Source organism: Streptomyces sp. NBC_01352 (genome assembly GCF_036237295.1).
GTDB lineage: Bacteria > Actinomycetota > Actinomycetes > Streptomycetales > Streptomycetaceae > Streptomyces > Streptomyces plumbiresistens.
The window spans coordinates 5,049,053-5,075,091 of record NZ_CP108354.1; the positions used below are offsets into that span (position 1 = coordinate 5,049,053).

27 protein-coding genes and 1 pseudogene are annotated in these 26,039 nt (G+C 71.2%); 12 read left to right on the top strand and 16 right to left on the bottom strand.

Annotated features, from left to right (window positions below):
• Positions 1-35 precede the first annotated feature (35 nt).
• Positions 36-527, top strand: coding sequence for an inorganic diphosphatase (locus OG252_RS23385; protein ID WP_030599677.1), 492 nt, complete (start codon positions 36-38; stop codon positions 525-527).
• Between the two features lie 103 nt (positions 528-630).
• Positions 631-2,337, top strand: a complete 1,707-nt coding sequence (locus OG252_RS23390) for a threonine/serine ThrE exporter family protein (protein ID WP_329338416.1) — start codon at positions 631-633, stop codon at positions 2,335-2,337.
• 76 nt (positions 2,338-2,413) lie between these two features.
• On the opposite strand, the gene OG252_RS23395 is transcribed toward OG252_RS23390, so the two are convergent.
• Positions 2,414-3,364, bottom strand: coding sequence for a DedA family protein (locus tag OG252_RS23395; RefSeq protein ID WP_329338419.1), 951 nt, complete (start codon positions 3,362-3,364; stop codon positions 2,414-2,416).
• Between the two features lie 145 nt (positions 3,365-3,509).
• A complete protein-coding gene (locus tag OG252_RS23400) occupies positions 3,510-4,271 on the bottom strand; it encodes a MerR family transcriptional regulator (RefSeq protein ID WP_266435800.1) in 762 nt (253 codons plus the stop codon).
• 157 nt (positions 4,272-4,428) lie between these two features.
• Between OG252_RS23400 and OG252_RS23405 the strand changes: the two genes are divergently transcribed.
• Both OG252_RS23405 and OG252_RS23410 read left to right on the top strand, forming a co-directional pair.
• The gene (locus OG252_RS23405; RefSeq protein WP_329338422.1) at positions 4,429-5,712 is read left to right on the top strand and encodes an ion channel protein; all 1,284 of its coding nucleotides are present in this window, start codon (positions 4,429-4,431) and stop codon (positions 5,710-5,712) included.
• Between the two features lie 30 nt (positions 5,713-5,742).
• Positions 5,743-6,111, top strand: a pseudogene (locus tag OG252_RS23410) (glutamate decarboxylase); the annotation flags it as partial.
• Between the two features lie 23 nt (positions 6,112-6,134).
• On the opposite strand, the gene OG252_RS23415 reads toward OG252_RS23410, so the two are convergent.
• The 7 genes from OG252_RS23415 to OG252_RS23445 all read right to left on the bottom strand — a co-directional run bounded on the left by OG252_RS23415 (position 6,135) and on the right by OG252_RS23445 (position 13,259).
• Positions 6,135-7,373, bottom strand: a complete 1,239-nt coding sequence (locus tag OG252_RS23415; protein WP_329338424.1) for a WD40/YVTN/BNR-like repeat-containing protein — start codon at positions 7,371-7,373, stop codon at positions 6,135-6,137.
• A 217-nt stretch (positions 7,374-7,590) separates the two neighbouring features.
• Positions 7,591-8,319, bottom strand: a complete 729-nt coding sequence (locus OG252_RS23420) for an ABC transporter permease (RefSeq protein WP_266448227.1) — start codon at positions 8,317-8,319, stop codon at positions 7,591-7,593.
• Between the two features lie 83 nt (positions 8,320-8,402).
• Positions 8,403-9,386: an ATP-binding cassette domain-containing protein gene (locus tag OG252_RS23425; RefSeq protein ID WP_329338426.1), complete on the bottom strand. Its 984-nt coding sequence runs from the start codon at positions 9,384-9,386 to the stop codon at positions 8,403-8,405.
• A 92-nt stretch (positions 9,387-9,478) separates the two neighbouring features.
• Entirely contained in the window at positions 9,479-10,120 is a 642-nt protein-coding gene (locus OG252_RS23430; RefSeq protein ID WP_266435807.1) for a PadR family transcriptional regulator, read from the bottom strand.
• A 38-nt stretch (positions 10,121-10,158) separates the two neighbouring features.
• Positions 10,159-10,707 (bottom strand): DinB family protein, encoded by a 549-nt coding sequence (locus OG252_RS23435; RefSeq protein ID WP_329338428.1) that lies wholly within the window; start codon positions 10,705-10,707, stop codon positions 10,159-10,161.
• A gap of 143 nt (positions 10,708-10,850) precedes the next feature.
• Positions 10,851-12,311: an aldehyde dehydrogenase family protein gene (locus tag OG252_RS23440; RefSeq protein ID WP_329338430.1), complete on the bottom strand. Its 1,461-nt coding sequence runs from the start codon at positions 12,309-12,311 to the stop codon at positions 10,851-10,853.
• Positions 12,312-12,434: 123 nt separating this feature from the next.
• A complete protein-coding gene (locus tag OG252_RS23445) occupies positions 12,435-13,259 on the bottom strand; it encodes a helix-turn-helix domain-containing protein (RefSeq protein ID WP_266448232.1) in 825 nt (274 codons plus the stop codon).
• Positions 13,260-13,602: 343 nt separating this feature from the next.
• Here OG252_RS23445 and OG252_RS23450 point away from each other — a divergent pair, with 343 nt between their 5' ends.
• Positions 13,603-14,109 (top strand): ATP-binding protein, encoded by a 507-nt coding sequence (locus OG252_RS23450; protein WP_329338432.1) that lies wholly within the window; start codon positions 13,603-13,605, stop codon positions 14,107-14,109.
• 82 nt (positions 14,110-14,191) lie between these two features.
• Here OG252_RS23450 and OG252_RS23455 read toward each other — a convergent pair whose 3' ends face one another.
• From OG252_RS23455 to rpmG, 5 genes are all read right to left on the bottom strand, one after another.
• The gene (locus OG252_RS23455) at positions 14,192-14,461 is read right to left on the bottom strand and encodes a DUF397 domain-containing protein (RefSeq protein WP_329338434.1); all 270 of its coding nucleotides are present in this window, start codon (positions 14,459-14,461) and stop codon (positions 14,192-14,194) included.
• A 296-nt stretch (positions 14,462-14,757) separates the two neighbouring features.
• Positions 14,758-14,994, bottom strand: a complete 237-nt coding sequence (rpsR, locus tag OG252_RS23460; protein ID WP_266435819.1) for a 30S ribosomal protein S18 — start codon at positions 14,992-14,994, stop codon at positions 14,758-14,760.
• Between the two features lie 7 nt (positions 14,995-15,001).
• Positions 15,002-16,162: a CobW family GTP-binding protein gene (locus OG252_RS23465; protein WP_443068423.1), complete on the bottom strand. Its 1,161-nt coding sequence runs from the start codon at positions 16,160-16,162 to the stop codon at positions 15,002-15,004.
• A gap of 4 nt (positions 16,163-16,166) precedes the next feature.
• Positions 16,167-16,415, bottom strand: a complete 249-nt coding sequence (locus OG252_RS23470) for a type B 50S ribosomal protein L31 (protein WP_266435824.1) — start codon at positions 16,413-16,415, stop codon at positions 16,167-16,169.
• 8 nt (positions 16,416-16,423) lie between these two features.
• A complete protein-coding gene (gene rpmG, locus OG252_RS23475; RefSeq protein WP_046260352.1) occupies positions 16,424-16,588 on the bottom strand; it encodes a 50S ribosomal protein L33 in 165 nt (54 codons plus the stop codon).
• Between the two features lie 62 nt (positions 16,589-16,650).
• Here rpmG and rpmB point away from each other — a divergent pair, with 62 nt between their 5' ends.
• From rpmB to OG252_RS23495, 4 genes are all read left to right on the top strand, one after another.
• Complete coding sequence (rpmB, locus tag OG252_RS23480; RefSeq protein WP_266435831.1) at positions 16,651-16,887, top strand: 50S ribosomal protein L28; 237 nt, start codon at positions 16,651-16,653, stop codon at positions 16,885-16,887.
• Positions 16,887-17,192 carry a 30S ribosomal protein S14 gene (rpsN, locus tag OG252_RS23485; RefSeq protein WP_266435833.1) on the top strand — a complete coding sequence of 102 codons (306 nt, stop codon included), beginning with the start codon at positions 16,887-16,889 and terminating at the stop codon, positions 17,190-17,192. Before rpmB ends, rpsN begins: the two co-directional genes overlap by 1 nt.
• A gap of 85 nt (positions 17,193-17,277) precedes the next feature.
• Positions 17,278-17,823, top strand: coding sequence for a hypothetical protein (locus tag OG252_RS23490; RefSeq protein WP_266435836.1), 546 nt, complete (start codon positions 17,278-17,280; stop codon positions 17,821-17,823).
• A gap of 114 nt (positions 17,824-17,937) precedes the next feature.
• Positions 17,938-18,486 (top strand): DUF4232 domain-containing protein, encoded by a 549-nt coding sequence (locus OG252_RS23495; protein ID WP_329338441.1) that lies wholly within the window; start codon positions 17,938-17,940, stop codon positions 18,484-18,486.
• A 54-nt stretch (positions 18,487-18,540) separates the two neighbouring features.
• On the opposite strand, the gene OG252_RS23500 is transcribed toward OG252_RS23495, so the two are convergent.
• Complete coding sequence (locus OG252_RS23500; RefSeq protein WP_266435841.1) at positions 18,541-19,671, bottom strand: DUF2786 domain-containing protein; 1,131 nt, start codon at positions 19,669-19,671, stop codon at positions 18,541-18,543.
• A gap of 104 nt (positions 19,672-19,775) precedes the next feature.
• On the opposite strand from OG252_RS23500, the gene OG252_RS23505 reads away from it, so the two are divergent.
• Together OG252_RS23505 and OG252_RS23510 are read left to right on the top strand one after the other, a co-directional pair.
• Positions 19,776-20,510, top strand: coding sequence for a Clp protease N-terminal domain-containing protein (locus OG252_RS23505; RefSeq protein ID WP_266435843.1), 735 nt, complete (start codon positions 19,776-19,778; stop codon positions 20,508-20,510).
• Positions 20,511-20,697: 187 nt separating this feature from the next.
• A complete protein-coding gene (locus tag OG252_RS23510) occupies positions 20,698-22,383 on the top strand; it encodes a bifunctional 3'-5' exonuclease/DNA polymerase (RefSeq protein ID WP_266435846.1) in 1,686 nt (561 codons plus the stop codon).
• An 84-nt stretch (positions 22,384-22,467) separates the two neighbouring features.
• On the opposite strand, the gene OG252_RS23515 is transcribed toward OG252_RS23510, so the two are convergent.
• Positions 22,468-23,361, bottom strand: coding sequence for a glycosyltransferase family 2 protein (locus OG252_RS23515; protein WP_266448235.1), 894 nt, complete (start codon positions 23,359-23,361; stop codon positions 22,468-22,470).
• A gap of 263 nt (positions 23,362-23,624) precedes the next feature.
• On the opposite strand from OG252_RS23515, the gene OG252_RS23520 reads away from it, so the two are divergent.
• The gene (locus OG252_RS23520; RefSeq protein WP_266435848.1) at positions 23,625-25,982 is read left to right on the top strand and encodes an ATP-binding SpoIIE family protein phosphatase; all 2,358 of its coding nucleotides are present in this window, start codon (positions 23,625-23,627) and stop codon (positions 25,980-25,982) included.
• Positions 25,983-26,039 lie beyond the last annotated feature (57 nt).

Sequence of the window (26,039 nt, forward strand, 5' to 3'; positions counted from 1 at the left end):
ACCAGAACTATGTGCTGATCATGGAGGAGCCACCGGTGGAGTTCGACGTCACGATCGAGATTCCGAAGGGTTCGCGGAACAAGTACGAGGTGGACCACGAGACCGGTCGGATCCGCCTGGACCGTCGCCTCTTCACCTCGACCAGTTACCCGGCCGACTACGGCTTCGTCGAGAACACCCTCGGCGAGGACGGAGACCCGCTGGACGCCCTGGTCATCCTGGACGAGCCGACCTTCCCGGGCTGCCTCATCCAGTGCCGCGCGATCGGCATGTTCCGTATGACGGACGAGGCCGGCGGCGACGACAAGCTGCTGTGCGTCCCGGCGCACGACCCGCGCGTGGAGCACCTGCGGGACATCCACCACGTGTCGGAGTTCGACCGTCTGGAGATCCAGCACTTCTTCGAGGTCTACAAGGACCTGGAGCCCGGCAAGTCGGTCGAGGGCGCCGACTGGGTCGGCCGCACCGAGGCCGAGGCCGAGATCGAGCGGTCGTACAAGCGCTTCAAGGACCAGGGCGGTCACTGAGCCTGCTGTTGCGAAGGGGCCGCACGCATGCGCGTGCGGCCCCTTCGCGTATGTGTGCGCATACTGAGGCTTGCTGCATGTGTCGTACAGGGAGCGCTACGGAGTGACGGACGCGAAGGACCGCAAGCCGCGGTCGGACGAGGCCAGGAGCAGGTTCACCGCTCCCACCGGCGTTTCCGGGGATCCGGCCGACTCCTCGACGACATCGGAGTTCGCGGTTCCCGAAGGGCTGGCCGCGCCCAGGGGTGTCGCCACGGAGTCCGAGACCACGTCGGAGTTCGCGGTTCCCAAGGGGCTCGGCGTGCCGCAGACGCCCGTGGCGGAGTCCGAGGGGTCGGCGTTCAGTCCGCCGCGCACCTACAGCGCCCAGGACGCTCCGGCCGCGTTCACTCCGGCGACCGGCATCCCCCTGATCAGCCTCACGAAGAACGCGCCCTGGCAGGACCGGATGCGCACGATGCTGCGGATGCCGGTGGCCGAGCGGCCCGCTCCGGAGCTCTTGCAGAAGGTCGAGGAGGAGGGCCCGGCCGTCCCGCGGGTGCTCGACCTGACGCTGCGTATCGGCGAGCTGCTACTGGCCGGCGGTGAGGGTGCGGAGGACGTCGAGGCGGCGATGTTCGCGGTCTGCCGCTCCTACGGCCTGGACCGCTGCGAGCCGAACGTCACCTTCACCCTGCTGTCGATCTCGTACCAGCCGTCCCTGGTGGAGGACCCGGTGACGGCCTCCCGGACGGTCCGCCGCCGCGGCACCGACTACACGCGCCTGGCGGCCGTGTTCCGGCTGGTCGACGACCTCAGCGACCCGGACACGGCGATCTCCCTCGAGGAGGCCTACCGGCGGCTCGCGGAGATCCGGCGCAACCGGCACCCGTATCCCGGCTGGGTGCTGACCTCCGCGAGCGGGCTGCTGGCGGGTGCGGCCTCCGTGCTCGTCGGCGGTGACTACATCGTCTTCGTCGCGGCCGCGCTCGGCGCGATGCTCGGCGACCGGCTGGCGTGGCTGTGCGCGGGACGCGGGCTGCCGGAGTTCTACCAGTTCACCGTGGCCGCGATGCCGCCGGCCGCGATAGGGATCGCGCTGACCCTCGCGCACGTGGACGTGAAGGCCTCCGCGGTCGTCACCGGTGGGCTGTTCGCCCTGCTGCCCGGGCGGGCGCTGGTGGCGGGCGTCCAGGACGGTCTGACCGGCTTCTACATCACCGCCTCCGCGCGCCTGCTGGAGGTCATGTACCTCTTCGTCGGCATCGTCGTCGGCGTGCTGATCATGCTCTACGTGGGCGTGCAGCTCGGCGCCAGCCTCAACCCGGACGCCGCCCTGGGCATCGGCGCGGATCCGCTGTGGCAGATCGGCGCGTCGATGCTGCTGTCCCTGACCTTCGCGGTGCTGCTCCAGCAGGAACGTTCCACCGTGCTGGCGGTGACGCTGAACGGTGGGGTCGCCTGGTCGGTGTACGGCGCGATGCACTACACGGGCGATCTCTCGCCGGTCGCGTCCACGGCGGTGGCGGCGGGGCTGGTCGGCCTGTTCGGCCAGATGCTGTCCCGGTACCGGTTCGCCTCCGCGCTGCCCTATACGACCGCGGCGATCGGGCCCCTCCTGCCGGGTTCCGCAACGTATTTCGGGCTGTTGGCCATCGCGCAGAACCAGGTCGACGAGGGGCTGGTGTCGCTGTCCAAGGCGGCGGCGCTCGCGATGGCCATCGCCATCGGCGTCAACCTCGGGTCGGAGATCTCGCGGCTGTTCCTGCGGTTGCCGGGGGCGGGGAGTGCGGCGGGGCGGCGGGCCGCGAAACGCACCCGCGGGTTCTGAGCGCCGGGCGTCCACGAGCCTCGGCCACGAGCCTCGTTGCCGACAGTGACACGGCCCCGCCTCCCATGGCCGCCTGTCAGTAACCCTGGTTGTAGGGGTCCTGCTGGTTGTTGCCCTGCTGTGCGCCGTACTGGTCCTGTCCGTAGCCCTGCGGGTACTGCTGGGAGCCCTGCGGGTACTGCTGGGCGTACGGCTGCTGCTGTTGCTGCTGCGAGGGCTGGCCGTAGTACTCGTCGTAGCCGTACTGCTGCTGGCCCTGGTCGCCCTGCCGGCCCTGCTGGCCCTGCTGGCTCTGGTTCCCCTGGTTGCCGTACGGCTGGTCCGTCGGGGGGATGCGGCGGAGTTGGGTCGTCGCGTCGTCCATGGCCGGGGGCTGGTAGGCGGCGACCGGGGCCTGGGCGGCGGCGCGCTTCTTCTTGGAGCGTTCGCGGAGGTACTCGACGATGATCGGGACCACGGAGACGAAGACGATCAGGATGAGGATCGCCTCGATGTTCGTCTTGATGAAGTCGATCTGGCCGAGCCAGTAGCCGGCGACGGTGATGCCGACGCCCCAGGCCACGCCGCCGACGATGTTGTACGTGAGGAACGTGCGGTACTTCATACGGCCGGCGCCCGCCACGATGGGGGCGAACGTACGCACGATCGGCACAAAGCGGGCCAGGACGATCGCCTTGGGACCGTACTTCTCCATGAACTCGTGGGCCTTCTCCAGGTTCTCCTGTTTGAAGAGCTTGGAGTTGGCACGGCTGAAGAGCTTCGGGCCGAAGAACTTGCCGATCATGTAGCCCACCTGGTCGCCGAGAACGGCGGCGAGCACGATCAGCGTGCAGACCAGCCACAGGGGCTGGCTGATGAAGTTCCCCTCCGCCACGAAGAGTCCCGCCGTGAACAGCAGCGAATCGCCGGGCAGGAACGCGAAGAGCCCGGACTCGGCGAAGACGATCAGCAGGATGCCGGGCAGGCTGAAGGTCTCGATGAGGTAGTCGGGGCTGAGCCACTCGGGGCCGAGCGCGAGCGTGGTCACGGGATTGTGGCTCCTGCTGATGGGGGACGGGCTGAGGCTGACTGCCCAAAAGTATCAACGCAGCTGTCGTGGCCCAGGTTCCATGGGCGTCCCCAGGATGCACTGTGGTCCGCCTGGGACAAAGCTGTGCACCCTGGGCCAGCGGTTACGACGTGCTGCGGCTCGCGTTCGCCTTGATCGCATCCCTGAGGTGTTCGGCGAGCCCCGGGCGCATGGAGTCGTAGAACGCCTTGAAACGCTCGTCGGAGACGTACATCTCGCCGAGGCCCTGGTGGATTTCGTACGAGCATTCGTAGAACCACCCGCAGATGTGCTGCCGGTGTTCCTCGGCCAGGTCCATCGCCGCCTGGCCGGTCGGCGGTTCGTCGGCGTCCATCAGGGCGTTGTAGCGCTCGCTCCAGTCGTTGACCTCGGCCTGCATGCGCTGCCAGTCGTCCTTGGTGTAGCGCGCGGCGCGGCGCTGTGTCTCGGCGTACGCCTCCGTGTCGCCCCAGCGCTGTTCGGCTTCCTCGGCGTACTGCTCGGGGTCCTTGTCGCCGAAGACCTCGAACTTTTCCTGTGGTGTGAGGTTCATGCCCATCGTGCGTGCCTCCATGGCGTGTTCCACGGCCGCCGCCATCTTCTGCAGCTTCTCGATCCGGGCGGTCAGCAGGTCGTGCTGGCGGCGCAGGTGCGCGCGCGGGTCCGCGGCCGGGTCGTCGAGCAGGGCGGCGACCTCCTCGAGCGGGAAGCCGAGCTCCCGGTAGAACAGGATCTGCTGCAGCCGGTCGAGGTCGGTGTCGCTGTAGCGCCGGTGGCCCGCGTGGCTGCGCTCGCTCGGGACGAGCAGGCCGATGTCGTCGTAGTGGTGCAGCGTGCGCACCGTCACTCCGGCGAAACCGGCGACCTGTCCCACGGAATAGCTCACTTCGTCCGCTCCCTTCTCGGTACGCACTCCACGGTGGGTCCTCACGTGACGTGAGGTGCAAGCCGGATTTCCCGGATTCCCCGGCCAGGTGCGAGGCGGCGGGCCCGGCCGGATCCCTCCGGATGTTCGGCCGGTTTTGTCCGCTTATCGTGAGCCCGTGGCCCAGGACACCGTGCAGCAGGCACCCGCCGCCCCGGCGACCCCGGCGCGCACCCTGCTGCCTTTGATCCTCCCCGCTCTCGTCGTAGGGGTGGGCGCGAGCCTGCTCTTCGTCGGGGTGAGCGCGGCAGCCGGGAAGCTCCAGGACGTGCTGTGGCAGGACCTGCCGGACGCGCTGGGGATCGGCCGGTACTCCGTGCTGTGGATGCTCGTCGTGCTCACCGCGACGGGCGTGGCGGTCGGGTTAGTGGTGTGGAAGGTGCCCGGGCACGCCGGTCCCGACCCGGCCACCACCGGCCTCGACGCTCCCGTTCTCCCGCCCGCCGTGCTGCCCGGGCTGGTGCTGGCGACCGGGCTGATGCTCGCGGGCGGGCCGAGTCTCGGTCCTGAGAACCCGATCATCGCCGTGAACGTGGGGCTCGCGTTCTGGCTGGGCAGCCGGCTGCTCCCGCGGGTTCCGGGCGGCCTGTGGCCGGCGCTGGCGGAGGCGGCGACGATCGGGGCCCTGTTCGGCACGCCGGTGGCGGCGGCGCTGCTCATTTCGGAGGCGCTGGCCGGGAAGCAGCTGAAGGGGGCGCTGTGGGACAACGTCTTCGCGCCGCTGGTCGCGGCCGCGGCCGGCGCCCTGACGACCGCCCTGGTGGCCCGTCCGACCTTCGATCTGCATCTGCCCGCCATCGGGCGGCCCGGCTGGGGCGACCTGCTGGCGGTGCTGGTGGTCGCGTCGGCGGCGGCGCTGCTCGGCATGGTCGCCGTGTACGCCTTCCCTTACGTCCACGGCGCCTTCGCCCGGCTCGGGCACCCGATGCTGGCCCTTCCGGCGGGCGGGCTCGTACTGGGCCTGCTGGCGGCCCTGGGCGGGCATCTGACGCTCTTCAAGGGGCTGGACGAGGTCGGCGAGCTGGCCCGCAGCCCCGAGGGCTGGTCGGCGGGCGAGTTCGCGACGATGGCGGTGGTGAAGCTGGCCGCGCTGCTCGTCGCCGCGTCCTGCGGCTTCCGGGGCGGGCGGATCTTTCCGGCCGTGTTCGTCGGCGTCGCCTTGGGGCTCGGTGCCCATGCCCTGGTGCCGGCCGTGCACCCGGCGGTCGGTGTCGCCGCGGGCGTCCTCGGAATGCTTCTCGCCATCACCCGGCAGGGCTGGGTGAGCCTGTTCACGGCCGCCGTGCTGGTGGCCTCCCCCGCGATCCTCGCCCTGCTCTGCATCGCCTCCCTGCCCGCCTGGCTCCTGGTGACGGGGCGTCCGCAGATGCAGCTGCGCAAGGACGGAACCCCGGTCGTCTGAACCCGCCGACGAACCCCCTATCCCCTGAGGAGACCCGCCCCGCAGTCCACGCGGGACGTGGCCCTCGGCATCGCCTAACGCATGGAGGCGCTCGGCGACTTCCGGCTGCCGACCCGGGGCGGCCAGCTGCCGGTGTTCGCCTTCACGACCGCGCCCGGGGCGTACGACGTCTTCAACGTGTCCCGGCGGCTGCGTGAGCGGGGCTGGCTGGTGCCCGCCTACACCTTCCCGCCCCACCGTGAGGACCTGTCCGTCCTGCGGGTGGTGTGCCGCAACGGGTTCTCGGTCGACCTCGCCGAGCTGTTTGTGGAGGACCTGGGGCGGCTGGTGCCCGAACTGCGCCGACAGCCGCACCCGTTGACCCACGACAAGGAAGCGGCCACCGGTTTCCATCACTGAGCCGGCTGTGCGGTGCGCCCCCGTCAGTTCCCGTCGCCCAGGTCGAACGACGTCCAGTGGACCCCGTCGGCGGATATGCGGAAGCTCCCGGCGCCATGGGGGTCGCTCCACAGGTAGCCGAGCGGGGTCGGGGTGACCGAGCCCGCGATTCCCTGGGAGCCGGCCCCTGTGAAGGAACGCCCGCCGTCGGTGCTGCGCCAGACGCCTGCCTCGCCGTAGATCGTCAGGCTGCCATCGGAGGCAGCGACCGGGGCGCCGAGCGACGAGCGCGGTTCCACGCCCTTCCGGTGCTTCCAGACCCGCGCCCAGGTGTGGGCGCCGTCGGTGCTGCGGTACAGGGCGAGCAGGCCGTTCTTCACGTCGTCCTCGTCGGGCGGGACGCCCGGCTGGACCGCGTACAGCACCTTCGACCGCGCGGCGCCGACCACGTGCGCACCCGAGCCGTGCTCCGCCGCCCCCGGCAGCCGGGACAGTCGCCAGCTGCGCCCCCGGTCCTCGCTGACGGCGAGGGCGGGCCGACCGGAGTGCGGGTCGCTGCCGGCGGCGAACAGGAGGCTCGCGGCCGGCCCGCGCACGGGACCGCTCTCGGCTTCCTCCGCGACCTCCCCCGCCGGCCGCACCGCGCCTGTCAGGGGAGGCTGGGTCGCCAACGTCCTGTACTCCCCCGCGTCCGGCAGGATCGCGGCGAGGCGGGACCGCTCGCAGCCGTTCCCCTCCGGGTCCGTCCGGAGGCAGTCCTCGACCAGGGCGCCCCCCTCGGGCACGACCGGCGTCGTGCCCGAGGGCTCGCTGGAGCCCCGCTTCCAGCTGCGGCCCCCGTCTGCGGTGAACCAGGTACCGTCCGGCGGCGGCCAGGCGCCCTCGGTGATGAGCGCGCGGCCGGGGCCCAGCACGACCAGGCCCGCCGTGATCCCGAGGTCGCCCGTCACGTCCGGCAACGGCGAGCGCCCCAGCCGCCAGGCGCCGGCGCCCCGGTCGAGCACGGCGACTCCGTGTCGGCACCGCGACTTTCCGCACTCCGCGAACAGCGCGAACCCGCTGCCGTCCGACGCGAAGCCGGTGCCGGCCACGAAGCCGGGCAGGTCCGGCGCGGACGGGACACGAGGGGCCCCGGCGGCCCCCGCATCCCCTCTCTCGCCCGCACGTGCGTCCCGCCCGGCCCCCGTACGCCCGTCCTCAGCCCCCGCGTCCACGCAAGCCGTCGCCAACGCCAGCACGCCCAGCGCTGCGGCCACCACCGCCCTGCCCCTGACCCACCTCATGGGAACCCCCCGATCACCACAGATCCACCGGATCCGCCCGGCCGCGATGCACTGTCATTTCTGGTACACCGCTCGCCGCATCCGGGTTCCCACTCCCCCACGACGACTTTTCGGAGCCGCCCTGCCGCCCGCCCCGCCGCCCTACCGCCCGCCGCTGTGCCGCCCCGCCGACACTCCGCCCCTCCGCCCCTCCGCCCCTCCAACTGTCCGCCCCGCCCTACTTGCTCAACCCCCGGAACCTCCGCACCGCCAACGGAAAGAACACGCCCAGCAGCACCAGCGGCCACACCACCGCCGCCCACACATGCCCCGGCTCCCCGCCCGGCCCGCCGAACAGGTCCCGTACCGCCGTCGCCGTCTGGGACATCGGGTTCCACTCGACCACCGTGCCCAGCCACCCCGGCATGGACTCGGGGGTCGCGATGGCGTTGGAGAGGAAGCCGATCGGCCAGACCAGGATCTGCACGGCCTGCACCAGCTCCGGTTTCCCGGCCAGCATCGCCAGGTGGATGCCGATCCACAGCATGGCGAAACGGAACAGCAGGAGCAGCCCGACGGCTCCGAGGAGGCCGGAGACCCCGCCGTGCGGCCGCCAGCCGATCGCGTACCCGACGCCGATCATCACCGTGAGACCCACCGCCGACTGGAGCATGTCGGCGGCCGAACGGCCCACCAATACCGCGCTGTTGGCCATCGGCATGGACCGGAAGCGGTCGATCACGCCCTTGTTGAGGTCCTGCGTGACGGCGAGCATCGTGCCCTCCAGGCCGAAGGCCATGGTGAGCGCGAGCATGCCGGGGACCAGGTAGTCGACGTAGCCCCCTTCGACCTCCCGCCCGCCGCCGACGAGGTAGCCGAACATCAGCAGCAGCATCACGGGAAAGACCAGGCCGACCACGACCTGCACCGGCTGCCGCGCCCAGTGGGCGAGTTCGCGCCGGGTCATGGTCCAGGAATCGGTCAGTGCGTACGCGCGCGTGGCGTGCCGGCTCGTGGCGTACGTGCTTGTGCTGGTACTCGTGCTCGTACTCACGCGGCCTCCTTCACCCGGTGGTCGCCCACTCGCTGGTCGCCTTCTCGGTCGCCGCCGGTGAGGTGCAGGAACACCTCGTCCAGCGTCGGGCGGCGCAGGGCCACGTCCTCCGCCTCGATGCCGGCCTCCTCCAGTGCCCGTACGACACCGGACAGTGCCGCCATGCGGTCGGTGACCGGCGCGCTGAGCAGCCGGCGGTCGGCGTCGACGGACACCTGCGACGCGGCGAGCGGCAACAGGGCCCCCGCCGCGCCCAGTTGGCCCGCGTCCCGAAGGACCACGTCGATCCGGTCGCCCCCGGTCAGCGCCTTCAGTTCGTCCGCCGTGCCGTCGGCGATGACGCGGCCCCGGTCGACGACCGAGATGCGGTCGGCGAGCTGATCGGCCTCTTCCAGGTACTGCGTGGTCAGCAGGACCGTCGTACCGGCGCCCACGAGGGAGCGGACCGCGGCCCACACCTCGGCGCGGCCGCGCGGGTCAAGGCCGGTCGTGGGTTCGTCCAGGAAGAGGACCTCGGGGTCGGTGATGAGGGAGGCCGCCAGGTCGAGGCGGCGCCGCATGCCGCCGCTGTAGGCGCTGACGGGCTTGCGGCCGGTGTCGGCGAGGCCGAAGCGCTCCAGGAGCTCGACGGCCCGCACGCGCGCGTGCCGGGCGCCCAGGTGGTACAGCCGGCCGAACATCTCCAGGTTCTGGCGGCCGGACAGCTCCTCGTCGAGGGCCGCGTGCTGGCCGAGCAGTCCGATACGGAAGCGAACCTCCTGGGAGTGCGTCACGAGGTCGTAGCCCACCACCTCCACCCGGCCCGCGTCGGGCCGCAGCAGGGTGGAGAGGATGCGGACCAGGGTCGTCTTGCCCGCGCCGTTCGGCCCGAGCACGCCATGCACCGTCCCTCGCCCGACCCGCATGTCGAGTCCGTCCAGTGCCTTCTTGTCGCCGTACTTCTTGTGTGCGCCTTCGACGGTGATCGCCGTGTCGGCCACTGCCACTCCCTTGCTCACTCGTCCGCCCACTCGTTAGTCAAACTTGACTACCTCAGCAAAGTATCACCGCGTATCGCATTGGTCAAACTTGATTAGCGGGCGTCTCCCGGATGCCGCTCATCCGTCGCGTACGGGTTCTCCTCGCCCTCGGCCAGGATGCCGACGAAGGGTTCGCCCTCACCCGCGAAGGTGTAGGCGCCCCCCTCGATGCGGGCGATCAGCCCCTGGGTCCACTCGGCTTCGGCGTCCGCCGTGTGGACCCAGAGGTTCATGATCTCGCCGATGTGGCCGAGTTGCTCCGGGCCCTCTTCGGGCACGTAGTGCTCGGTGACGGCGGAGCGCCACTCCTCGATGCGCCGGATCCGCTCCTTCAGGAGCGCCACGGCCTCGGCGCGCGGCAGCTCCACCATGAAGCCGATGGCCGCCGACTTGAGGTCCATCTTCTGGTCGTACGAGGTCAGCGCCTCGCGCACCAGCCTGAAGCACTCCTCGGTGCCGGCCTCGGTGAGCTCGTACTCCGTGCGCGGCGGCCCGCCCGCGGTGGACGGCGCGATCTCGTGCGCGTGCAGCAGACCCTGCTTGGCCATCTGCTTGAGCGCGTGGTAGATCGAGCCGGGCTTGGCGTTGGACCACTCGTGCGCGCCCCAGTACTCCAGGTCGTTGCGCACCTGGTAGCCATGGGCCCGGCCGTGCTGGCGCACCGCGCCGAGCACGAGGAGACGGATCGCTGACATGCGGTCCAGATTAGGCCGCCGCGTCGCGGCGCCGCGGGTCAGCCCCAGGAGGCGCCCTGCTCCTTGGCCACCAGTTCGAAGGCGGTGGCGCCGTCCAGGGACTCGCGGACGATGTCGGCGTGGCCGGCGTGCCGGGCCGTCTCTCGGATCAGGTGCAGCACGAGCCAGCGCATGGAGACGGCCTCGTCCGGCGGGAACCAGGGCTCGTTCGGGAGCGGGAAGGTGTCGTCGAGGCTCGGGACCGAGCGGACGAACGCCTCCGTGTCGGCGGCGACCTTCTCCCAGTACGCCAGCTGCGCCTCGACGGTCTCGTCATCCACCAGCTCGAAACACTCGTGCCAGTTCGACTCGTCGCGCTTCACCACCGGCGCCTCGCCCTTCGCGCGGGCCACCCATCCCTGCTCGACCTCGGCGACGTGCTTGAGCAGGCCGGCCAGGGACAGTTCGCTGGCGCTGGGTCGCGACGAGGCCTGCTCGTCCGTCAGCCCGAGCACCGCGCGCCGGATGCCGCCGCGCTGCTCGGCCAGGAAGGAGAGCAGCGCACCGCGCTCGTCGCCCTGCGCCTCGGCTCGCACGTGAGTGACCATGACCGGCCGCCTTTCGTCGGATTCGGAATGATCCGGGGTTTCCCCCGACACCGACGAAGCTACGGGCCCTTGCGGTCAGCTTCTGTCCGCAAGGGCCGCGACAGCCGAAGAAACAGCGGCCGGAGAAAGGCCGCCGGTGAAACCTAGAACGGGAACCCGCTCCGCCCGTGCTGCACCGAGATCCACTTCAGCGTGGTGAACGAGTCCGCCGTGTTGTCGCCGTTCAGGCGGCCGATGCCGGAGTGCTTCTCGCCGCCGAAGGGGACGAGCGGTTCGTCATGGACCGTGCCGTCGTTCACGTGGAACATGCCGGTGTCGATCTGCTTGGCGAAGTTCACGCCGCGCTCGATGTCACCGGTGTGGACGGCGCCGCTCAGGCCGTACGGGGTGTCGTTGACGATGCGTACGGCCTCCTCCTCGCCGTCGAAGGGGATGAGGAAGGCGATCGGGCCGAAGACCTCCTGCCGGAGCAGGGCGGAGTCGGCGGGGAGGTCGGTGAGGACGGACGGCTCGACCAGGTTGTCGGTCGTGGTGCCGTGCACGAGCGCCGTGGCGCCCTCGGCGATCGCCTGCTCGACGACACCGGAAAGGGCGTCCGCCTGGGAGGAGTTGATGACCGGGCCGATGATGGTCTCGGGGTCGCGCGGGTCGCCGACCTTGAGAGTCTTGACCTTGGCGACGAACTTCTCGGTGAACTCCTCGGCGACCGAACGGTCCACCAGGACCCGGTTCGCGGCCATGCAGACCTGTCCCTGATGGACGTACCGGCTGAAGACGGCCGCGTCGACGGCGTAGTCGATGTCCGCGTCGTCGAGGACCACCAGCGCGCTGTTGCCGCCCAGTTCGAGGACCGAGCGCTTGAAGTTCGCGGCGCAGACGGTGGCGACGTGGCGGCCGACCTTGTCGGAGCCGGTGAAGGAGATGACCTTCGGGATCGGGTGCTCGATGAAGGCGTCGCCGATCTCCGCGATGTCCGTGATGACGACGTTGAGCAGACCGCCGGGCAGGCCCGCGTCCTCGAAGATCTTCGCGACCAGGGAGCCGCCGACGATCGGTGTGTTCTGGTGCGGCTTGAGGACGACGGCGTTGCCGAGGGCGAGCGCGGGGGCGACCGACTTGAGCGACAGCAGGAACGGGAAGTTGAAGGGGCTGATCACGCCCACGACGCCGACCGGTACGCGGTAGAGGCGGTTCTCCTTGCCGTCGACCGGCGACGGGAGGATCCGGCCCTCGGGGCGCAGCGCCAGGTGGATCGACTCGCGCAGGAACTCCTTGGCGAGGTGGAGCTCGAAGCCGGCCTTCAGCCGGGTGCCGCCGAGCTCGGCGATGATCACCTCGGCGATCTCCTGCTCGCGCTCCTCGACCAGTCTGAGGGCCTTCTCGAAGACGGCGCGGCGCGCGTACGGGTTGGTCTCGGCCCACTTCTTCTGGGCGCGGGCGGCCGCCTGGTACGCCTCGTCGACCTCGTCGACCGTGGCTATCGTGATCGATGCCAGCTTCTCGTCGTCGTACGGGTTGAAGTCGATGATGTCCCAGGAGCCGGTGCCCGGGCGCCACTCACCGTCGATGAACTGCTGAGCCAGGTCGGTGAAGTAGGACGACATGTGATCCCCAAATCACTAGCAGACACACGATCAACGTCACGGTCTGATCACACGTCATCGTACTTGCGTCTCAAGCGAGTTGGGCACTCTGGGCAATCTTCTGGGGAGAACCTGGGGAGAACCCTAGGAAAGCTGGAGGAGACCCCGCAGAAGGTCCCGGCTCTCGTCCGGCCCTGGGCTGTCCTGCTGGAGTTCCTTCAGCGCCTTCTCGTACTGGGCGACGTCCTCGTGCTTGTCCAGGTACAGCGCGCTGGTGAGCTGCTCCAGGTACACGACGTCGGACAGATCGGACTCCGGGAAGGAGAGGATCGTGAACGCGCCACTCTCGCCGGAGTGCCCGCCGAAGCTGAACGGCATGATCTGCAGCCGGACGTTGGGGCGCGCAGAGATCTCGATCAGGTGCTGGTACTGGCCGCGCATCACCTCGCGGTCGCCGTAGGGGCGGCGCAGGGCGGCCTCGTCAAGGACGATGTGGCACTCGGGGGCGTCGTCCTCCAGGAGGTACTTCTGCCGTTCCAGGCGCAGCGCCACGCGCCGCTCGACGTCCTCCGCGCTCGCGCCCTTCATGCCGCGCCGCACGACCGCGCGCGCGTACGCCTCGGTCTGCAACAGGCCGTGCACGAACTGGACTTCGTAGGCGCGGATCAGGGACGCCGCGCCCTCCAGGCCGACATAGGTGGGGAACCAGCTCGGCAGCACGTCCGAGTAACTGTGCCACCAGCCCGCGACGTTGGCCTCCTTGGCGAGGGAGAGCAGCGAGTTGCGCTCCGCCTCGTCCGTGATGCCGTACAGCGTCAGCAGGTCCTCCACGTCCCGTGTCTTGAAGCTCACCCGGCCCAACTCCATCCGGCTGATCTTCGACTCGGAGGCGCGGATCGAGTACCCCGCGGCCTCACGGGTGATCCCGCGTGCCTCACGCAGTCGCCTGAGTTGCGAGCCGAGCAGCATCCGCCGCACCACCGATCCGGGCTCTCCCGCGCTCACGTTCGTCAGCCTCCCCAACCGTCTTCAGACGCCGAAGTCTGCCACTAAAACACTCCGAGCAGTACTCGTCCGATTACAGAGATGGAAATATTTGATCCATCCGCACAGCGGGCAGACAGGTTCTGGGGAGGAGTGGGCAAGAAGTCGGGGAGAAGATGGCGGAAAAATTGGCCAACAAGCGGTACGGGAGGGTCCAATTCGGTCACGTGCACGTGCATCTGCCCTTGCATCTGCTGTACGCATCCGAAACCATGGTCCCGCGCAACCGCTGCATCGCAACGACCGCGACCTCCCGGGAGTGCCTCGCATGGGGACGAATGGATCGACCATGCTCGAGCCGTTACGGCAGGGCCTTCCGCCGCTGGACCCCGCGGCCGTGTCCAACGCCGCTTCGTGTGCACTGCCCGCTCGCTACGAAGCCGTGCGCGAGGCACGCCAGTTCACCGGCAGAACACTGGACGGGTGGGATCTGGGCGACCGTTTCGACGACGTCTGTCTGGTGGTCTCGGAGCTGGTGACCAACGCGCTGCGGCACGCACTGCCGGCCAACACCCCGCGCGTACCGGAGCAGAGCCCGCCCGTGCGGCTGCATCTGATGCGGTGGACCGAGCGGTTGGTGTGCGCGGTGCGCGACCCCAGCGCGGACAGTCCCATCGCCCGCGAGGCAGACGACTTCTCGGCGGAGTCCGGCCGCGGACTGTTCCTCGTCGACTCCTTCAGCGACAGCTGGGGCTGGCATCCGCTGGCGGGCACGCTGGGCGGGAAGGTCGTCTGGGCGCTGTTCCGGCTGCCCCAGCCGCAGTCCGGCGAATGAGGAACCCCGGCGTTTTCTGACGCCGGGGTTCTACGCGCGTTACGCGGTGCAACTGTGACATTACGGTCCGGAGCGGCCCGGCTCAGCTCGCTATCAGGTGGTCGAACTCGCCGTCCTTGATGCCGAGCAGCATCGCCTCGATCTCGGCGCGGGTGTAGACCAGCGCCGGTCCGTCAGGGAAGCGCGAGTTGCGTACGGCCACCTCGCCGCCGGGGAGCCGGGCGAACTCCACGCAGGAGCCCTGCGAGTTGCTGTGCCTGCTCTTCTGCCAGGCCACCCCGTCCAGCCTGGGGGCCGGCATGCCGTTGTACACGCCGGACGCGTCGTCAACGTCGTACACGTCGTGGTCCACAGGTCGCTCCCCGGTGGTGCACTGGCTGATGAGGCCATTGATGCATTGGTCAATTGGACCGGATCATAGCCCTGTTCATGTGCAGACGCATGGGCGGATGCATCTGCAGATGCACGTGCACGGGGGGTGTTCCTGCGGTTACAGCTTTGACGGACGTTTTGCCGATGCCGCCGCGCACCAAGGCTTGCCTTGGAAAGAGACGCATTGCACGGCGTTCGTGTTCCATCGGCCGGGCGATGGCCGGGAATGGACCGTCGCCCGGCCGGTGCTCACGGTGCGATACCGGGGAGCCGCCGTCAGCGGCTGGAGTACGGCAACAGTGCCATCTCCCGCGCGTTCTTGATCGCGCGGGCCAGCAGTCGTTGCTGCTGAGCGGTGACGCGGGTGACCCGGCGGCTGCGGATCTTGCCGCGGTCGGAGATGAACTTCCGCAGCAGATCGGTGTCCTTGTAGTCGATGTACGTGATTTTGGCCTGATCCAGCGGATTGGGCCGGTTCTTGACGGGCTTGCGGTCGGTCTTGCGGGGCGGCATGGCGGGGTCAGACCTCCAGGAGGGTGTCGAAGGCGGGCGGCAGCCGCTTCCAGGCGTCGCGCCCGGCGGCGTACTCGGTGTCGGTCAGCAGGCAGGACTCCAGCAGCGACTCCAGTCCGTCGCGGTCGAGGCCGGGGGACGTGAAGACGAGGTGCTGGCAGCAGTCGCCGTGCTCGGGGTGCCAGTCCAGCGCGGCGGCGGCGCGGCGCACCGGCGGGACCATCTCCCAGGCCGCGTCCGGGAGGGACGCGAGCCAGGGGCCCGCGCTCTCCACGCACAGCGCCCCGCCGGCCGCGTCCCAGTGCAGCAGCGCGTCCGGCTTGTCGGCGAGCCAGAACCGGCCCCGGCTGCGGGCGGCGGCACAGGTGATGTCCTCCAGGGCCTCGTACAGCCGCTCCGGGTGGAAGGGGCGGTGCCGGCGCCAGACGAGGGTGGACACGCCGTGGGCGTCCGCCTCGGCGGGCAGCAGGGCGCACGCGGGGTGCTGGGCGGCCGCGGCGGCTTCCACGTCGAAGCCGGCGCGGGCGGCGCGGGCGAGTTCCGGCCGGGCGCCCGCCAGGTCGCCGTGGCCGATCGGGACCTGGCGGGCCGTCGGATGCAGCTGGGCCAGCAGCTCCCGGTCCTCGTCGTCGGCCTCCGGGGAGTCGGCGAGGGCGAGGACGGGCGCGTACTCCAGCTGCCGTGCGAAGGTGTCGGCGACCGTCCGCTGGTCGGTGGCCGCGGCGGCGAGGCCACCGTCGGCCAGGTCGTCGCCGTTGGCCAGGTACGGCAGGACGAGCGCCGGGTCGACGGCGGTGATCACGCCGGTGACGGTGAGCCCGCCGGCCGTGACCACCTCGGCCATGGCCTTGGGCTCGACCGAGTCCCACAGCTCGACGACCGCGAGGTGGGTCGCGCCGACCTCGGCGAGCCGGCGCAGCTCGGGCACCAGGTCCTCGCGGAGCGCGCAGCAGGCGCAGTCGTTGACCAGAGGTGCCTCGCCGGCGTCGATGATGCCGGTGGCGTCGCGGATGGTCCGTACGACGGTGCCGGCCGCGGCGGTCGCCAGGTCGTGGTGGAGTACGACGCTGCCGGGCACGTCGGCGAGCAGCCGCGCGACGGCCGCCCTGCGGGCGTCGGCGTGCAGCCCGCCGACGATCACGACGGAGAGTGCGGAAGGCACGGCCACGGCGCTAGCCCTGCTTTCCGTACCGGCGTTCGAAGCGCTCGACGCGCCCGGCGGTGTCCAGGACGCGGGCGGTGCCCGTGTAGAAGGGGTGGCTGACGTCGGAGATCTCGACGTCGACGACCGGGTAGGTGTTGCCGTCCTCCCACTCGACCGTCTTCTCGCTGGTCATCGTCGAGCGGGTGAGGAAGGCGTAGTCCGCGGCGCGGTCGCGGAAGACGACGGGGTGGTACTCCGGGTGGATTCCCTTGCGCATGGCGGTGGTCAGCGCTCCTCTCGGAAGTCGACGTGGCGGCGGGCGACCGGGTCGTACTTGCGCAGCGTCATGCGGTCCGGGTCGTTGCGGCGGTTCTTGCGGGTGACGTAGGTGAAGCCGGTCCCGGCGGTGGACCGGAGCTTGATGACCGGGCGGAGTTCGTTGCGAGCCATGCTGATATCTTACTGAAAATGAATTCCATTTCTACAACTGCTTCGAGAGAGGTGCATCACCCGTGTCCGCCCACTGCATGCTGACCGGCGCCCAGCCCGGCTTCGGCAACCGCGTCTCCCACTCCCACCGGCGCACCTCGCGCCGCTTCGACCCCAACATCCAGTCCAAGCGCTACTGGCTGCCGAGCGAGGGCCGGCACGTACGGCTGCGGCTGAGCACCAAGGGGATCAAGACCGTCGACACGATCGGCGTCGAGGCGGCCGTGGCCCGGATCCGGGCGCGAGGGGTGAAGGTCTGATGGCGAAGAAGAGCAAGATCGCGAAGAACGAGCAGCGGCAGGTGATCGTCGCGCGGTACGCCGCCCGCCGGGCCGAGCTGAAGGAGATCATCCGACGGCCGTCCTCGACGGTGGCCGAACGGCTCGCCGCCCAGGAGGAGTTGCGCCGGCAGCCGCGGGACGCCAGCGCCACCCGTGTCCGCAACCGCGACCAGGTGGACGGGCGGCCCCGCGGCTACTTCCGTGCCTTCGGGCTCTCCCGGGTGGGGCTGCGTGAGCAGGCGCACGCGGGGTACCTGCCGGGCGTTCGCAAGTCGTCCTGGTAGGCCCGGTTACGCCCTGGTAGCTTGCTGCGGTCCTTTCCGGCCGACTCGGCCGACGGGGCGACCGGCTACAGCTTGGGAGCTTCCAGTGACTTCGGCGACCTTCTCGTGTACGGCGGCGCGGCGGCGGGTGCGGACCGCCGCCGCGGCCGCGGCCCTGGCCGGTGCGCTCACCCTGACCGCGTGCAGCGGCGACGGCGGCTCCGACGACGAGGGTTCCGGCGGCCCCAGCCCGTCCGCGAGCGCGAGTGCGTCCGGGAGCCCGTCCGGGAGCGCGGACACCGGCGGCGTGACCGGCGGCAGCGAGGGGGGCGCGTCCAAGGAGCTGGAGGGCAGCTGGCTCGCCACCACCGACGGCAAGGCCGTGGCGCTGGTGATCACCGGCGCCAAGGCCGGGCTCTTCGCCACCGACGGGGCGGTGTGCAGCGGCACCGCGAGCAAGGAGGCGGGCGCGGAAACGATCCGCCTCAAATGCTCGGACGGCAGCAAGAACCGGGCCGAGGGCACGGTCGACTCCGTCGGCGGGTCGACGCTCGAGGTGACCTGGGAGGGCGGTCTCGGCACGGAGACCTACACCAGGTCGGAGGGCGGACAGCTGCCGAGCGAGCTGCCGACGGCGAGCCTGGGGTCCTGAGTTTCCGTCCCGGGCGACCGGGTCTCCCGGGCGGGGCGGGCAACCGCACCACCGCCTGATGCGTGATGATCCATGCACTCGACTATCGGCATCACGCTCACTCAGAGGACCCTCATGCGCACCGCCCCTTCCCTGGCCGCAGCCGCCCTCGCCGCAGCCCTCCTCCTCACCGCCTGCGACGACAGCGGCAGCAATGACGACGGCGGCGGTGCCGCGGAGACCGGCAAGGAGAGCACCGCGAGCACCGCCTGCAAGCTCGACGAGGTCACCGTCGAGGTCGGGCCCGCCGCCGAGGCCCCGGCCGCCGGGGACACGGGCACCGTCCCCGTCACGATCACCAACAGCGCCACCGAGTGCACCCTCGACGGCCTCCCCACCGTCGGCCTCCAGGCGGGCGACACCTCGACGGACGTCCCCGCGGACCCGGCCGCCACGGCCCAGAAGCTGACCCTCGCCGCGAACCAGGCCGTGTCCTTCACCATCACCTATGTCCGGGGCGAGGCGGGCGGCGCGCAGAGCCTCGCCGTGAAGACCGGAAAGTTCAGCCTGCCCGGAGCCACGGCCACGCACGGCTTCCCGTGGTCGTACGGCGAGGTCGCGCTGAAGGGCGACGGGAGCGAGCCCGACGCCACGGTGAGCGGGTTCCAGCAGGTCGGCGACTGACCCGGCGACAGGTGCGCGGCCTCCTCGGCGGCCTTCTCCGCCTCGGCGGCCTCCTCAGCCGAGCGGCCGGCGCGCCCGGACCTGGGCCCGGTCGGCCGCCTGGGACCCCTCCGTCCAGCCCGCCTCGTCGCTGACGCCGCGCAGGCGGGTGGTGGTGGTCTCCGGGAACATGCGGTCGAGGTGGTCGGTGACGGCGACCTCGCGGGTGGCGAGGACCGGCAGCAGATCGTCGGTGACCTGGGTGTCCGCCGCCGCGGCCAGACGCGTGCCGACGCGGTGGGCATAGGCCGCGAGGAAGGACTGCCGGAAGGCCTTGGTCCGCTTACGGCCGCCCGCGCGCTGCGCCGCCTCCGCCTTCGCCATCGCGGACTGGGCCTGGACGAGCAGCGAGGTGTAGAGCAGCTCGACCACTTCCAGGTCCGGTTCGAAACCGACGACGGTGGTGAAGCCGAAGGGTTCGTTCCACACGGCCCGGCAGTGGTTCGCCGTGGCGACCGCGTCCAGCAGCACCGCCTTGGCCTGCTCGTACGGCGGCTCGACCCCGATCCGGCAGGCGCCGGGGGCGTCGGCCGCGGGCGCCCCGGCAGCGAGCAGCGCCTCGTCGACACTGTGCCGGGCCATCAGCTCCTGCGCCTTGGAACTGAGCGCTTCGGCCTCCTCGGGGAAGCCGGTCGCCTCCGCCTTGGCGAGGAGGGCGCGGATACGGGCGAGCATGCGGGACTCGGACTTGGAGTGGTGCCGGGCGGCGGCGGGCTGCTCCAGGGGCTCGATCGCGGGCAGGCTCAGGAGGAGGCGGTACAGCTCCAGGACGACGGTCGCGTACGAGAAGCGGTCCGTGCGGGGTGGGGCCTCGGCGGCCTCGGCGGCCTCGGCGGCCTCGGCGGCCAGTTCGTCGAGCTGGGCGGTCCAGCGAGGGCCGCGCGGACGGTCGTACGCCGCCTGGGCGCGGATCAGCGCGGACAGCACGCGCGCGTGCACGTCGTCCAGCTCGCGCCGCACGATCCGCACGACGTCGGCGGGCTGCCAGCCGCGCCGCCAGGCCGTCGCCACGAACTCCTGGCCCCGCCGGTCGAGTTCGGCGTCCGCGGTGGGGTCGGCCGCGAGGAGGGAGGCGCCGGTGTCGAGGGCGGAGTCGGTGTCGGCGTAGAGGGCGGCCTGGAAGGCGCGTTCGACGGTGCTGCTCACCGGACGATCGTCTCACTCCGGTCTCACTCCGGAACTCGCGTCATGGTGTCTGCTGATGTCAACCCGCGGTTGACACTTGCTCACTGTCAACCTAAGGTTGACACATGACGACGAACCCCAACATCACGTCATCCGTACGTCTCGACGACCTCATCACGGCCATCAAGAAGGTCCATGCCGAGCCCCTCGAGCAGCTCCAGGACGCGGTGCTCGCCGGTGAGCACCTCGGCGAGGTGGCCGACCATCTGATCGGCCACTTCGTGGACCAGGCACGGCGCTCGGGCGCCTCCTGGACGGACATCGGCCAGAGCATGGGCGTCACCCGGCAGGCCGCGCAGAAGCGGTTCGTGCCGAAGGAGTCGGCGGCCCTCGATCCGGACGCCGGCTTCAGCCGCTACACGCCCCGCGCCCGCAACACGGTGATGGCCGCCCACAACGAGGCCGTCGCGGCCCGCAACCCCGAGGGCCGCCCCGAGCACCTGGTCCTCGGCCTGCTGGCCGAACCGGACGGTCTGGCCGCCAAGGCGATCACCGCGCAGGGCGTCCTCCTGGACTCCGTACGCCAGGCCGCCACCGCCGTGCTGCCGCCCGCCGCCGAGGAGGTCCCGGAGCTCGTCCCCTACGGCTCCGACGCCAAGAAGGTCCTGGAGCTCACCTTCCGCGAGGCCCTCCGCCTCGGCCACAACTACATCGGCACCGAGCACATCCTGCTCGCCCTGCTGGAGTTCGAGAACGGCGAGGGCGTCCTGTCCGGCCTCGGCATCACCAAGCCGGCGGTGGAGGGGAACATCGCGGCGGCACTCGCCGAGGTCACGGTGAAGCTCGGCGAACAGGACTGACCAGGCCGGACCAGGCCGGACCAGGCCGGACCGGGTCGGAGCAGGTCGGAGCAGGTCGGAGCAGGTCGGAGCAGGTCGGAGCCAGGTCAAAGCAGGCCGGACCAGGTCGCATCCAGCTCAGAGCCAGGTCGGAGCAGGTCCGAGCAGGTCAGAGGTCATTGTCAGACCCTCCTGCCACACTCGCAGCATGACCGACCGGTGGGCTCTCGCTCCGGCCGAGGACGGTGGCGTGGAGTTCGCCCCCCTCGGCCCCGGCGGGCTGCTCGCCGGGCCGGTGCGGCGGGCGCCGGACCCCGCCGAGGCGGTACGGGGCCTGCCGGACGTCACGCGCTGGGTGTGGCGGTCCACGGCCGAGACGTACCCGCGTCTGCTCGCCACGGGGGTGCGAGTGGAGCGGTGCTACGACGTCGAGGACGCGGAGACACTGCTGCTGGGCCACGAGGGGCGCTCCGGCGAGCCGCGTTCGGCGGCCGCCGCCCTGGCCCGGCTGCGCGGCGGCCCCGTACCGCCGGATCCGCCGCAGCGGTCCGCCGAACCGGGCTCGCAGTCGCCCCTGTTCGAGCCGCAGTCCGTGCACCTGCCGCTGACGGACCTGGTCGAGGTGTACGCCGAGCAGCAGCGCCGGCACGACGCCACCGCGCACCCGGACCGGATGCGGCTGCTGACGGCGGCCGAGTCGGCGGGGATGCTGGTGGCCGCCGAGATGAACCGGTCCGGACTGCCGTGGAGCGCCGACGTCCACCGCCGGGTGCTGCACGAACTGCTCGGCGAGCGGTACGCGGGCGGTGGTGAGCCCCGGCGCCTGGCCGAACTTGCCGACGAGGTGTCCGCCGCCTTCGGCCGCCGGGTCCGCCCCGACCTGCCCGCCGACGTGGTCAAGGCGTTCGCGCAGGCCGGGATCAAGGTGAAGTCGACCCGGCGCTGGGAGCTGGAGTCGGTCGACCATCCGGCCGTGAAGCCGCTGATCGAGTACAAGAAGCTGTACCGCATCTGGGTCGCGCACGGCTGGTCCTGGCTGCAGGACTGGGTGCGCGAGGGCCGCTTCCGGCCCGAGTTCCAGGCGGGCGGGACCGTCACCGGCCGCTGGGTGACCAACGGCGGAGGCGCGCTGCAGATCCCCAAGGTCATCCGTCGGGCCGTGGTGGCCGATCCCGGCTGGCGGCTCGTCGTCGCCGACGCCGACCAGATGGAGCCGCGCGTCCTCGCGGCGATCTCCCGCGACCCCGGGCTGATGGAGGTGGCCGGCCGGGAGACCGACCTGTACCAGTCCGTCTCCGACCGCGCCTTCTCCGGCGACCGCGCCCAGGCCAAACTCGCCGTGCTCGGCGCGGTCTACGGCCAGACCTCCGGCGACGGGCTCAAGAACCTCGCCGCGCTCAGACGCCGCTTCCCGCGCGCGGTGGCCTACGTCGACGACGCGGCCCGCGCGGGCGAGGAGGGGCGGCTCGTGCGGACCTGGCTCGGCCGGACCTGCCCACCGGCGGCCGGGACGGGCGACGACGCCTCCGAGGAGGCGGGCATCCCCGCCGCGGAGGACGAGTCCGGGGACCGTCAGTGGGTGCCCGGGTACGCGTCCACCGACGCCCGCGCCCGCGGCCGCTTCGCCCGCAACTTCGTCGTCCAGGGCAGCGCCGCCGACTGGACGTTACTGCTGCTCGCCGCACTGCGGCAGTCCTGCGCGAACATGGCGGCCGAACTGGTGTTCTTCCAGCACGACGAGGTGATCGTGCACTGTCCCGAGGAGGAGGCCGAGGCCGTCGTGGCGGCGATCCGGGAGGCGGCGGAGCTGGCGGGCCGGCTGACGTTCGGTCAGACGCCGGTGCGGTTTCCGTTCAGCACGGCGGTGGTGGAGTGTTACGCGGACGCGAAGTGAATTGCCCCTCCCTGAGGGAAAGAAGTGAATCCCCCTCTCTGAGGAAAAGGGTGTTGCCGGCTCAGGCGCCCGGCCGCAACGCCGTCAGATGACCGGCGGCCGTCCCAGTCGGCTGAGCCGCCAGACGGTCCGCCAGCGCATCGGGCGCCGCTCGCCGGCAGGCTCCCGTACGCCTTCGACGAATCCGCCGAACCACGCGCGCAATCCCGCCGCCGACCGCACCCGCAGCAGCGTGAGCAGCATCCACACGCCCAGGTGCAGGGGAATCAGCGCGAGGGGCAGCCGGCGGCGGACCAGCCAGACCCGGTTGCGGGCGTTCACCCGGTAGTAGATGGCGTGCCGGGCCGGCGAGGTCTTCGGGTGCTGGAGCAGCAGCTCGGGCGCGTAGAGAATCCGCCAGCCGCCGTCGGCGGCCCGCCAGGCCAGGTCGGTCTCCTCGTGGGCGAAGAAGAACTCGGCGGGCCAGTCCCCGATCTCGCCGAGCATCGTCATACGGAAGCCGTGTCCGCCGCCGAGGAACCCGGTGACGTACCCGCCGCGCATCGGATCGGCGGAGCCGACGCGGGGGACGTGCCGCTGCTGCGTCTCCCCGAGCTCGTCGGCGATGCGGAAGCCGACGATGCCCAGGCGCGGGTCGGCGGCGAACAGCTCCGCCGCGCGGCGCAGCACGTCGGCGTCGACGAGGAGCCCGTCGTCGTCCAGCTCGACCACGACGTCGACGTCCCCGAACTCCCGGAGCCGGGCCAGCGCCACGTTCCGCCCGCCGGGACAGCCGAGGTTCTCCTCGACGTCGATGGTGGTGACCTCGCCGGGCAGCGACAGCCGCGCGGCGAACTCGGGCAGGCGGCAACCGTTGCCGACGATCACGATGCGCCGGGGGGCCAGGTCCTGCTTGGCCACGGACTCCAGCAGCGCGTCGACTTCCGCCGGCCGGTTCCCCATGGTCACCACGGCGACACCGATCCTCGGTTCCCGCACGTTCTCACCCCAATCCCGGCCGGCCATCGCGCTCGCGATGCTAGCCGTTCACTGTAAGGACTCCCTAAGTACAAGTCCGGCAATGACAACAGTCGGGCGATGACAAACGTCGGGCGATGACGACGACATGATGACGACGACATCGCCCGACGACATCGCCGGACGGCACCGCAACCCACTCGACCAAGTCCGACTTGTCCGTTTCTGGTGCGACGGGCACGCTGAGGACTATGAGTGACACGCCCGGCGCGAATTGAGCAAGGATGGACACCGGAGCCGCCACGGCCACCATCAGCCCCCGAGGCACCGTCACGGGCTGGAGCGAGGGAGCTCGGCGGCTGCTGGGCTACCGCGCCTCGGACGTCGTGGGGCACTCCGCGGCCGGCCTGCTCGCCGTGGAAGGCTCCCGCCCGGCCGGGTTCACCCGGATCGACTCGCGGGAGTGGAGCGGCACGGCGGCCTTCCGTCACCAGGACGGCCGTCGCGTCGAGCTGGCCCTGCACTCCTACCCCTCGCTGGACGGCGACGAAAAGGCCCAGGGGCTCGTCGTGACCGCCACCGCGGAAACCTCCGAGCCGGGCTACGACCGCAGGATGGTGGAGTGGGCGTGCACCCAGTCCTCCGTTGCCATGTCCACATTCACCACCCGCTCGCGCCACTGGCGGCCGAACACCGTGGCGTCAGCGGACACCGGCTCGCCCTACCCGGACGTCCTCGACGGGGAGGACGCCGACGAGGGATTCCTGCGGTTCGTCGACCAGGTGGCCCAGGACGCGGAGCCGATGCGCTACGAGCGCTTCGCACCGGGACCGTCCTCCTCCCGCCAGCACGCCTGGATCATCGAGATGTGGCCCGTCAGGGACCCCTCCACCGGCCGGGTGTGCGGGGTCGGCACCGCGGCGTTCGACAGCAGCGAGCACCACTGGGCCCGGCAGCGGCTGGCCCTGCTGAACGAGGCGGGCGCCTGTGTCGGCACCACCCTGAACGTGGAGCGCACCGCCCAGGAACTCGCCGATCTGGTCGTGCCCCGGCTCGCCGACTTCGTCAGCGTGGACCTGCTCGACTCCGTGACCCGAGGGGAGGAGCCGGTCCCGGGCCCGCTCGACGCGGCCGTGGTGCTGCGCCGGGCCGCCCACCGGTTCGCCGCCGAGGGAGTGCCCGGGGCCGCCGTGCACCTCGGCCACGTCGACACCTACCCCGCGTTCTCGCCCCCCGCCCGCTGCCTGGCCACCGGCCGACCCCTGCTCAGCGGGACGGACGACCCCGACTTCGTCCAGTGGATCACCCGGCACGAGGCCAGAAGCGCCAGCGTGCGGGCGTACGGATTTCACTCGATCATGGCGGTCCCGCTGCTGGCCCGCGGAATCACGCTCGGCGTGGCGGTCTTCGCCCGGGGCAGCTCCTCGGACCCCTTCGAGCAGGACGACCTGGTCCTCGCCGCGGAACTCGCGGGCCGGGCGGCCGTCGGCATCGACAACGCCCGCCGCTACACCCGGGAGCACGCCAACGCTCTCACCCTCCAGCGCAGCCTGCTGCCCCACGGCCTGCCCCGGCAGGCGGCCGTCGAGGTCGCGTACCGCTATCTGCCGGCCGGCACTGGGGCCGGCGTGGGCGGCGACTGGTTCGACGTGGTCCCCCTGTCCGGCACCCGGGTCGCCCTGGTCGTCGGCGACGTGGTCGGGCACGGACTGCACGCCTCCGCCACCATGGGACGGCTCCGCACGGCGGTGCGCACCCTCGCCGACGTGGACCTCCCCCCGGACGAACTCCTCACCCACCTCGACGACCTGGTCACCCATCTCACCTACGACGACGAGCACATCCCCGAGGAGATGCCGTCCGCCGGCGAGATCGGCGCCACCTGCCTGTACGCCGTCTACGACCCCGTCTCCCGCGTCTGCACCCTCGCCAGCGCCGGCCACCCCCCGCCCGTCGTGCTCTATCCCGACGGCACGGTCAGCGTGGTCAAGCTCTCCCCCGGGCCGCTCCTGGGCGTCGGCGGCCTGCCCTTCGAGGCCACCGAACTGGAACTGCCCGAGGGCACCCTGCTCGCCTTCTACACCGACGGCCTGATCGAGGCCCGCGACCACGACATCGGCCTCGGCCTCGACCGGCTGTGCGAGTCCCTCGGCTCCCCCACCCCCTCGCTGGAGGTCACCTGCGACGCCGTACTCAAGGCGCTGCTCCCCGACAGCCCCGACGACGACGTGGCCCTGCTCCTCGCCCGCACCCGCGCCCTGCACACCGACCAGGTCGCCGCCTGGTCCCTGCCGTCCGACCCGGCGATCGTCGCGGACGCCCGCGCCCAGGCCTCCCGCCAGCTGGCCCTCTGGGGGCTTCAGGAAGCGGCGTTCGTCACCGAACTGGTGGTGAGCGAGCTGGTCACCAACGCCATCCGCTACGGGGCGGTCCCCATCGGCCTACGACTGATCCGCGACCGAACGCTGATCTGCGAGGTCTCCGACGCCAGCAGCACCGCGCCGCACCTGCGCCGCGCCCGTACCTACGACGAGGGCGGACGCGGGCTGCACATGGTCGCCCAGCTCACCCAGGGCTGGGGCACCCGCCAGACCCCCACCGGCAAGACCATCTGGGCCGAACAACCCCTGCCGGTCAGCTGAAGATGACGAGACCGACGCAGAATCCCAGCGCCACCGGAGCCGCCCCGCCCACGGATG

Bases quoted from the DNA above. Each gene is read 5' to 3' on its own strand.
- OG252_RS23415 (WP_329338424.1), bottom strand. From the start codon at position 7,373: ATGAGGTGGGTCAGGGGCAGGGCGGTGGTGGCCGCAGCGCTGGGCGTG.
- OG252_RS23420 (WP_266448227.1), bottom strand. From the start codon at position 8,319: ATGACCCGGCGCGAACTCGCCCACTGGGCGCGGCAGCCGGTGCAGGTC.
- OG252_RS23430 (WP_266435807.1), bottom strand. From the start codon at position 10,120: ATGTCAGCGATCCGTCTCCTCGTGCTCGGCGCGGTGCGCCAGCACGGC.
- OG252_RS23435 (WP_329338428.1), bottom strand. From the start codon at position 10,707: ATGGTCACTCACGTGCGAGCCGAGGCGCAGGGCGACGAGCGCGGTGCG.
- OG252_RS23440 (WP_329338430.1), bottom strand. From the start codon at position 12,311: ATGTCGTCCTACTTCACCGACCTGGCTCAGCAGTTCATCGACGGTGAG.
- OG252_RS23445 (WP_266448232.1), bottom strand. From the start codon at position 13,259: ATGCTGCTCGGCTCGCAACTCAGGCGACTGCGTGAGGCACGCGGGATC.
- OG252_RS23450 (WP_329338432.1), top strand. From the start codon at position 13,603: ATGGGGACGAATGGATCGACCATGCTCGAGCCGTTACGGCAGGGCCTT.
- rpsR (WP_266435819.1), bottom strand. From the start codon at position 14,994: ATGCCGCCCCGCAAGACCGACCGCAAGCCCGTCAAGAACCGGCCCAAT.
- OG252_RS23470 (WP_266435824.1), bottom strand. From the start codon at position 16,415: ATGCGCAAGGGAATCCACCCGGAGTACCACCCCGTCGTCTTCCGCGAC.
- rpmG (WP_046260352.1), bottom strand. From the start codon at position 16,588: ATGGCTCGCAACGAACTCCGCCCGGTCATCAAGCTCCGGTCCACCGCC.
- rpsN (WP_266435833.1), top strand. From the start codon at position 16,887: ATGGCGAAGAAGAGCAAGATCGCGAAGAACGAGCAGCGGCAGGTGATC.
- OG252_RS23495 (WP_329338441.1), top strand. From the start codon at position 17,938: ATGCGCACCGCCCCTTCCCTGGCCGCAGCCGCCCTCGCCGCAGCCCTC.
- OG252_RS23505 (WP_266435843.1), top strand. From the start codon at position 19,776: ATGACGACGAACCCCAACATCACGTCATCCGTACGTCTCGACGACCTC.
- OG252_RS23510 (WP_266435846.1), top strand. From the start codon at position 20,698: ATGACCGACCGGTGGGCTCTCGCTCCGGCCGAGGACGGTGGCGTGGAG.
- OG252_RS23520 (WP_266435848.1), top strand. From the start codon at position 23,625: ATGGACACCGGAGCCGCCACGGCCACCATCAGCCCCCGAGGCACCGTC.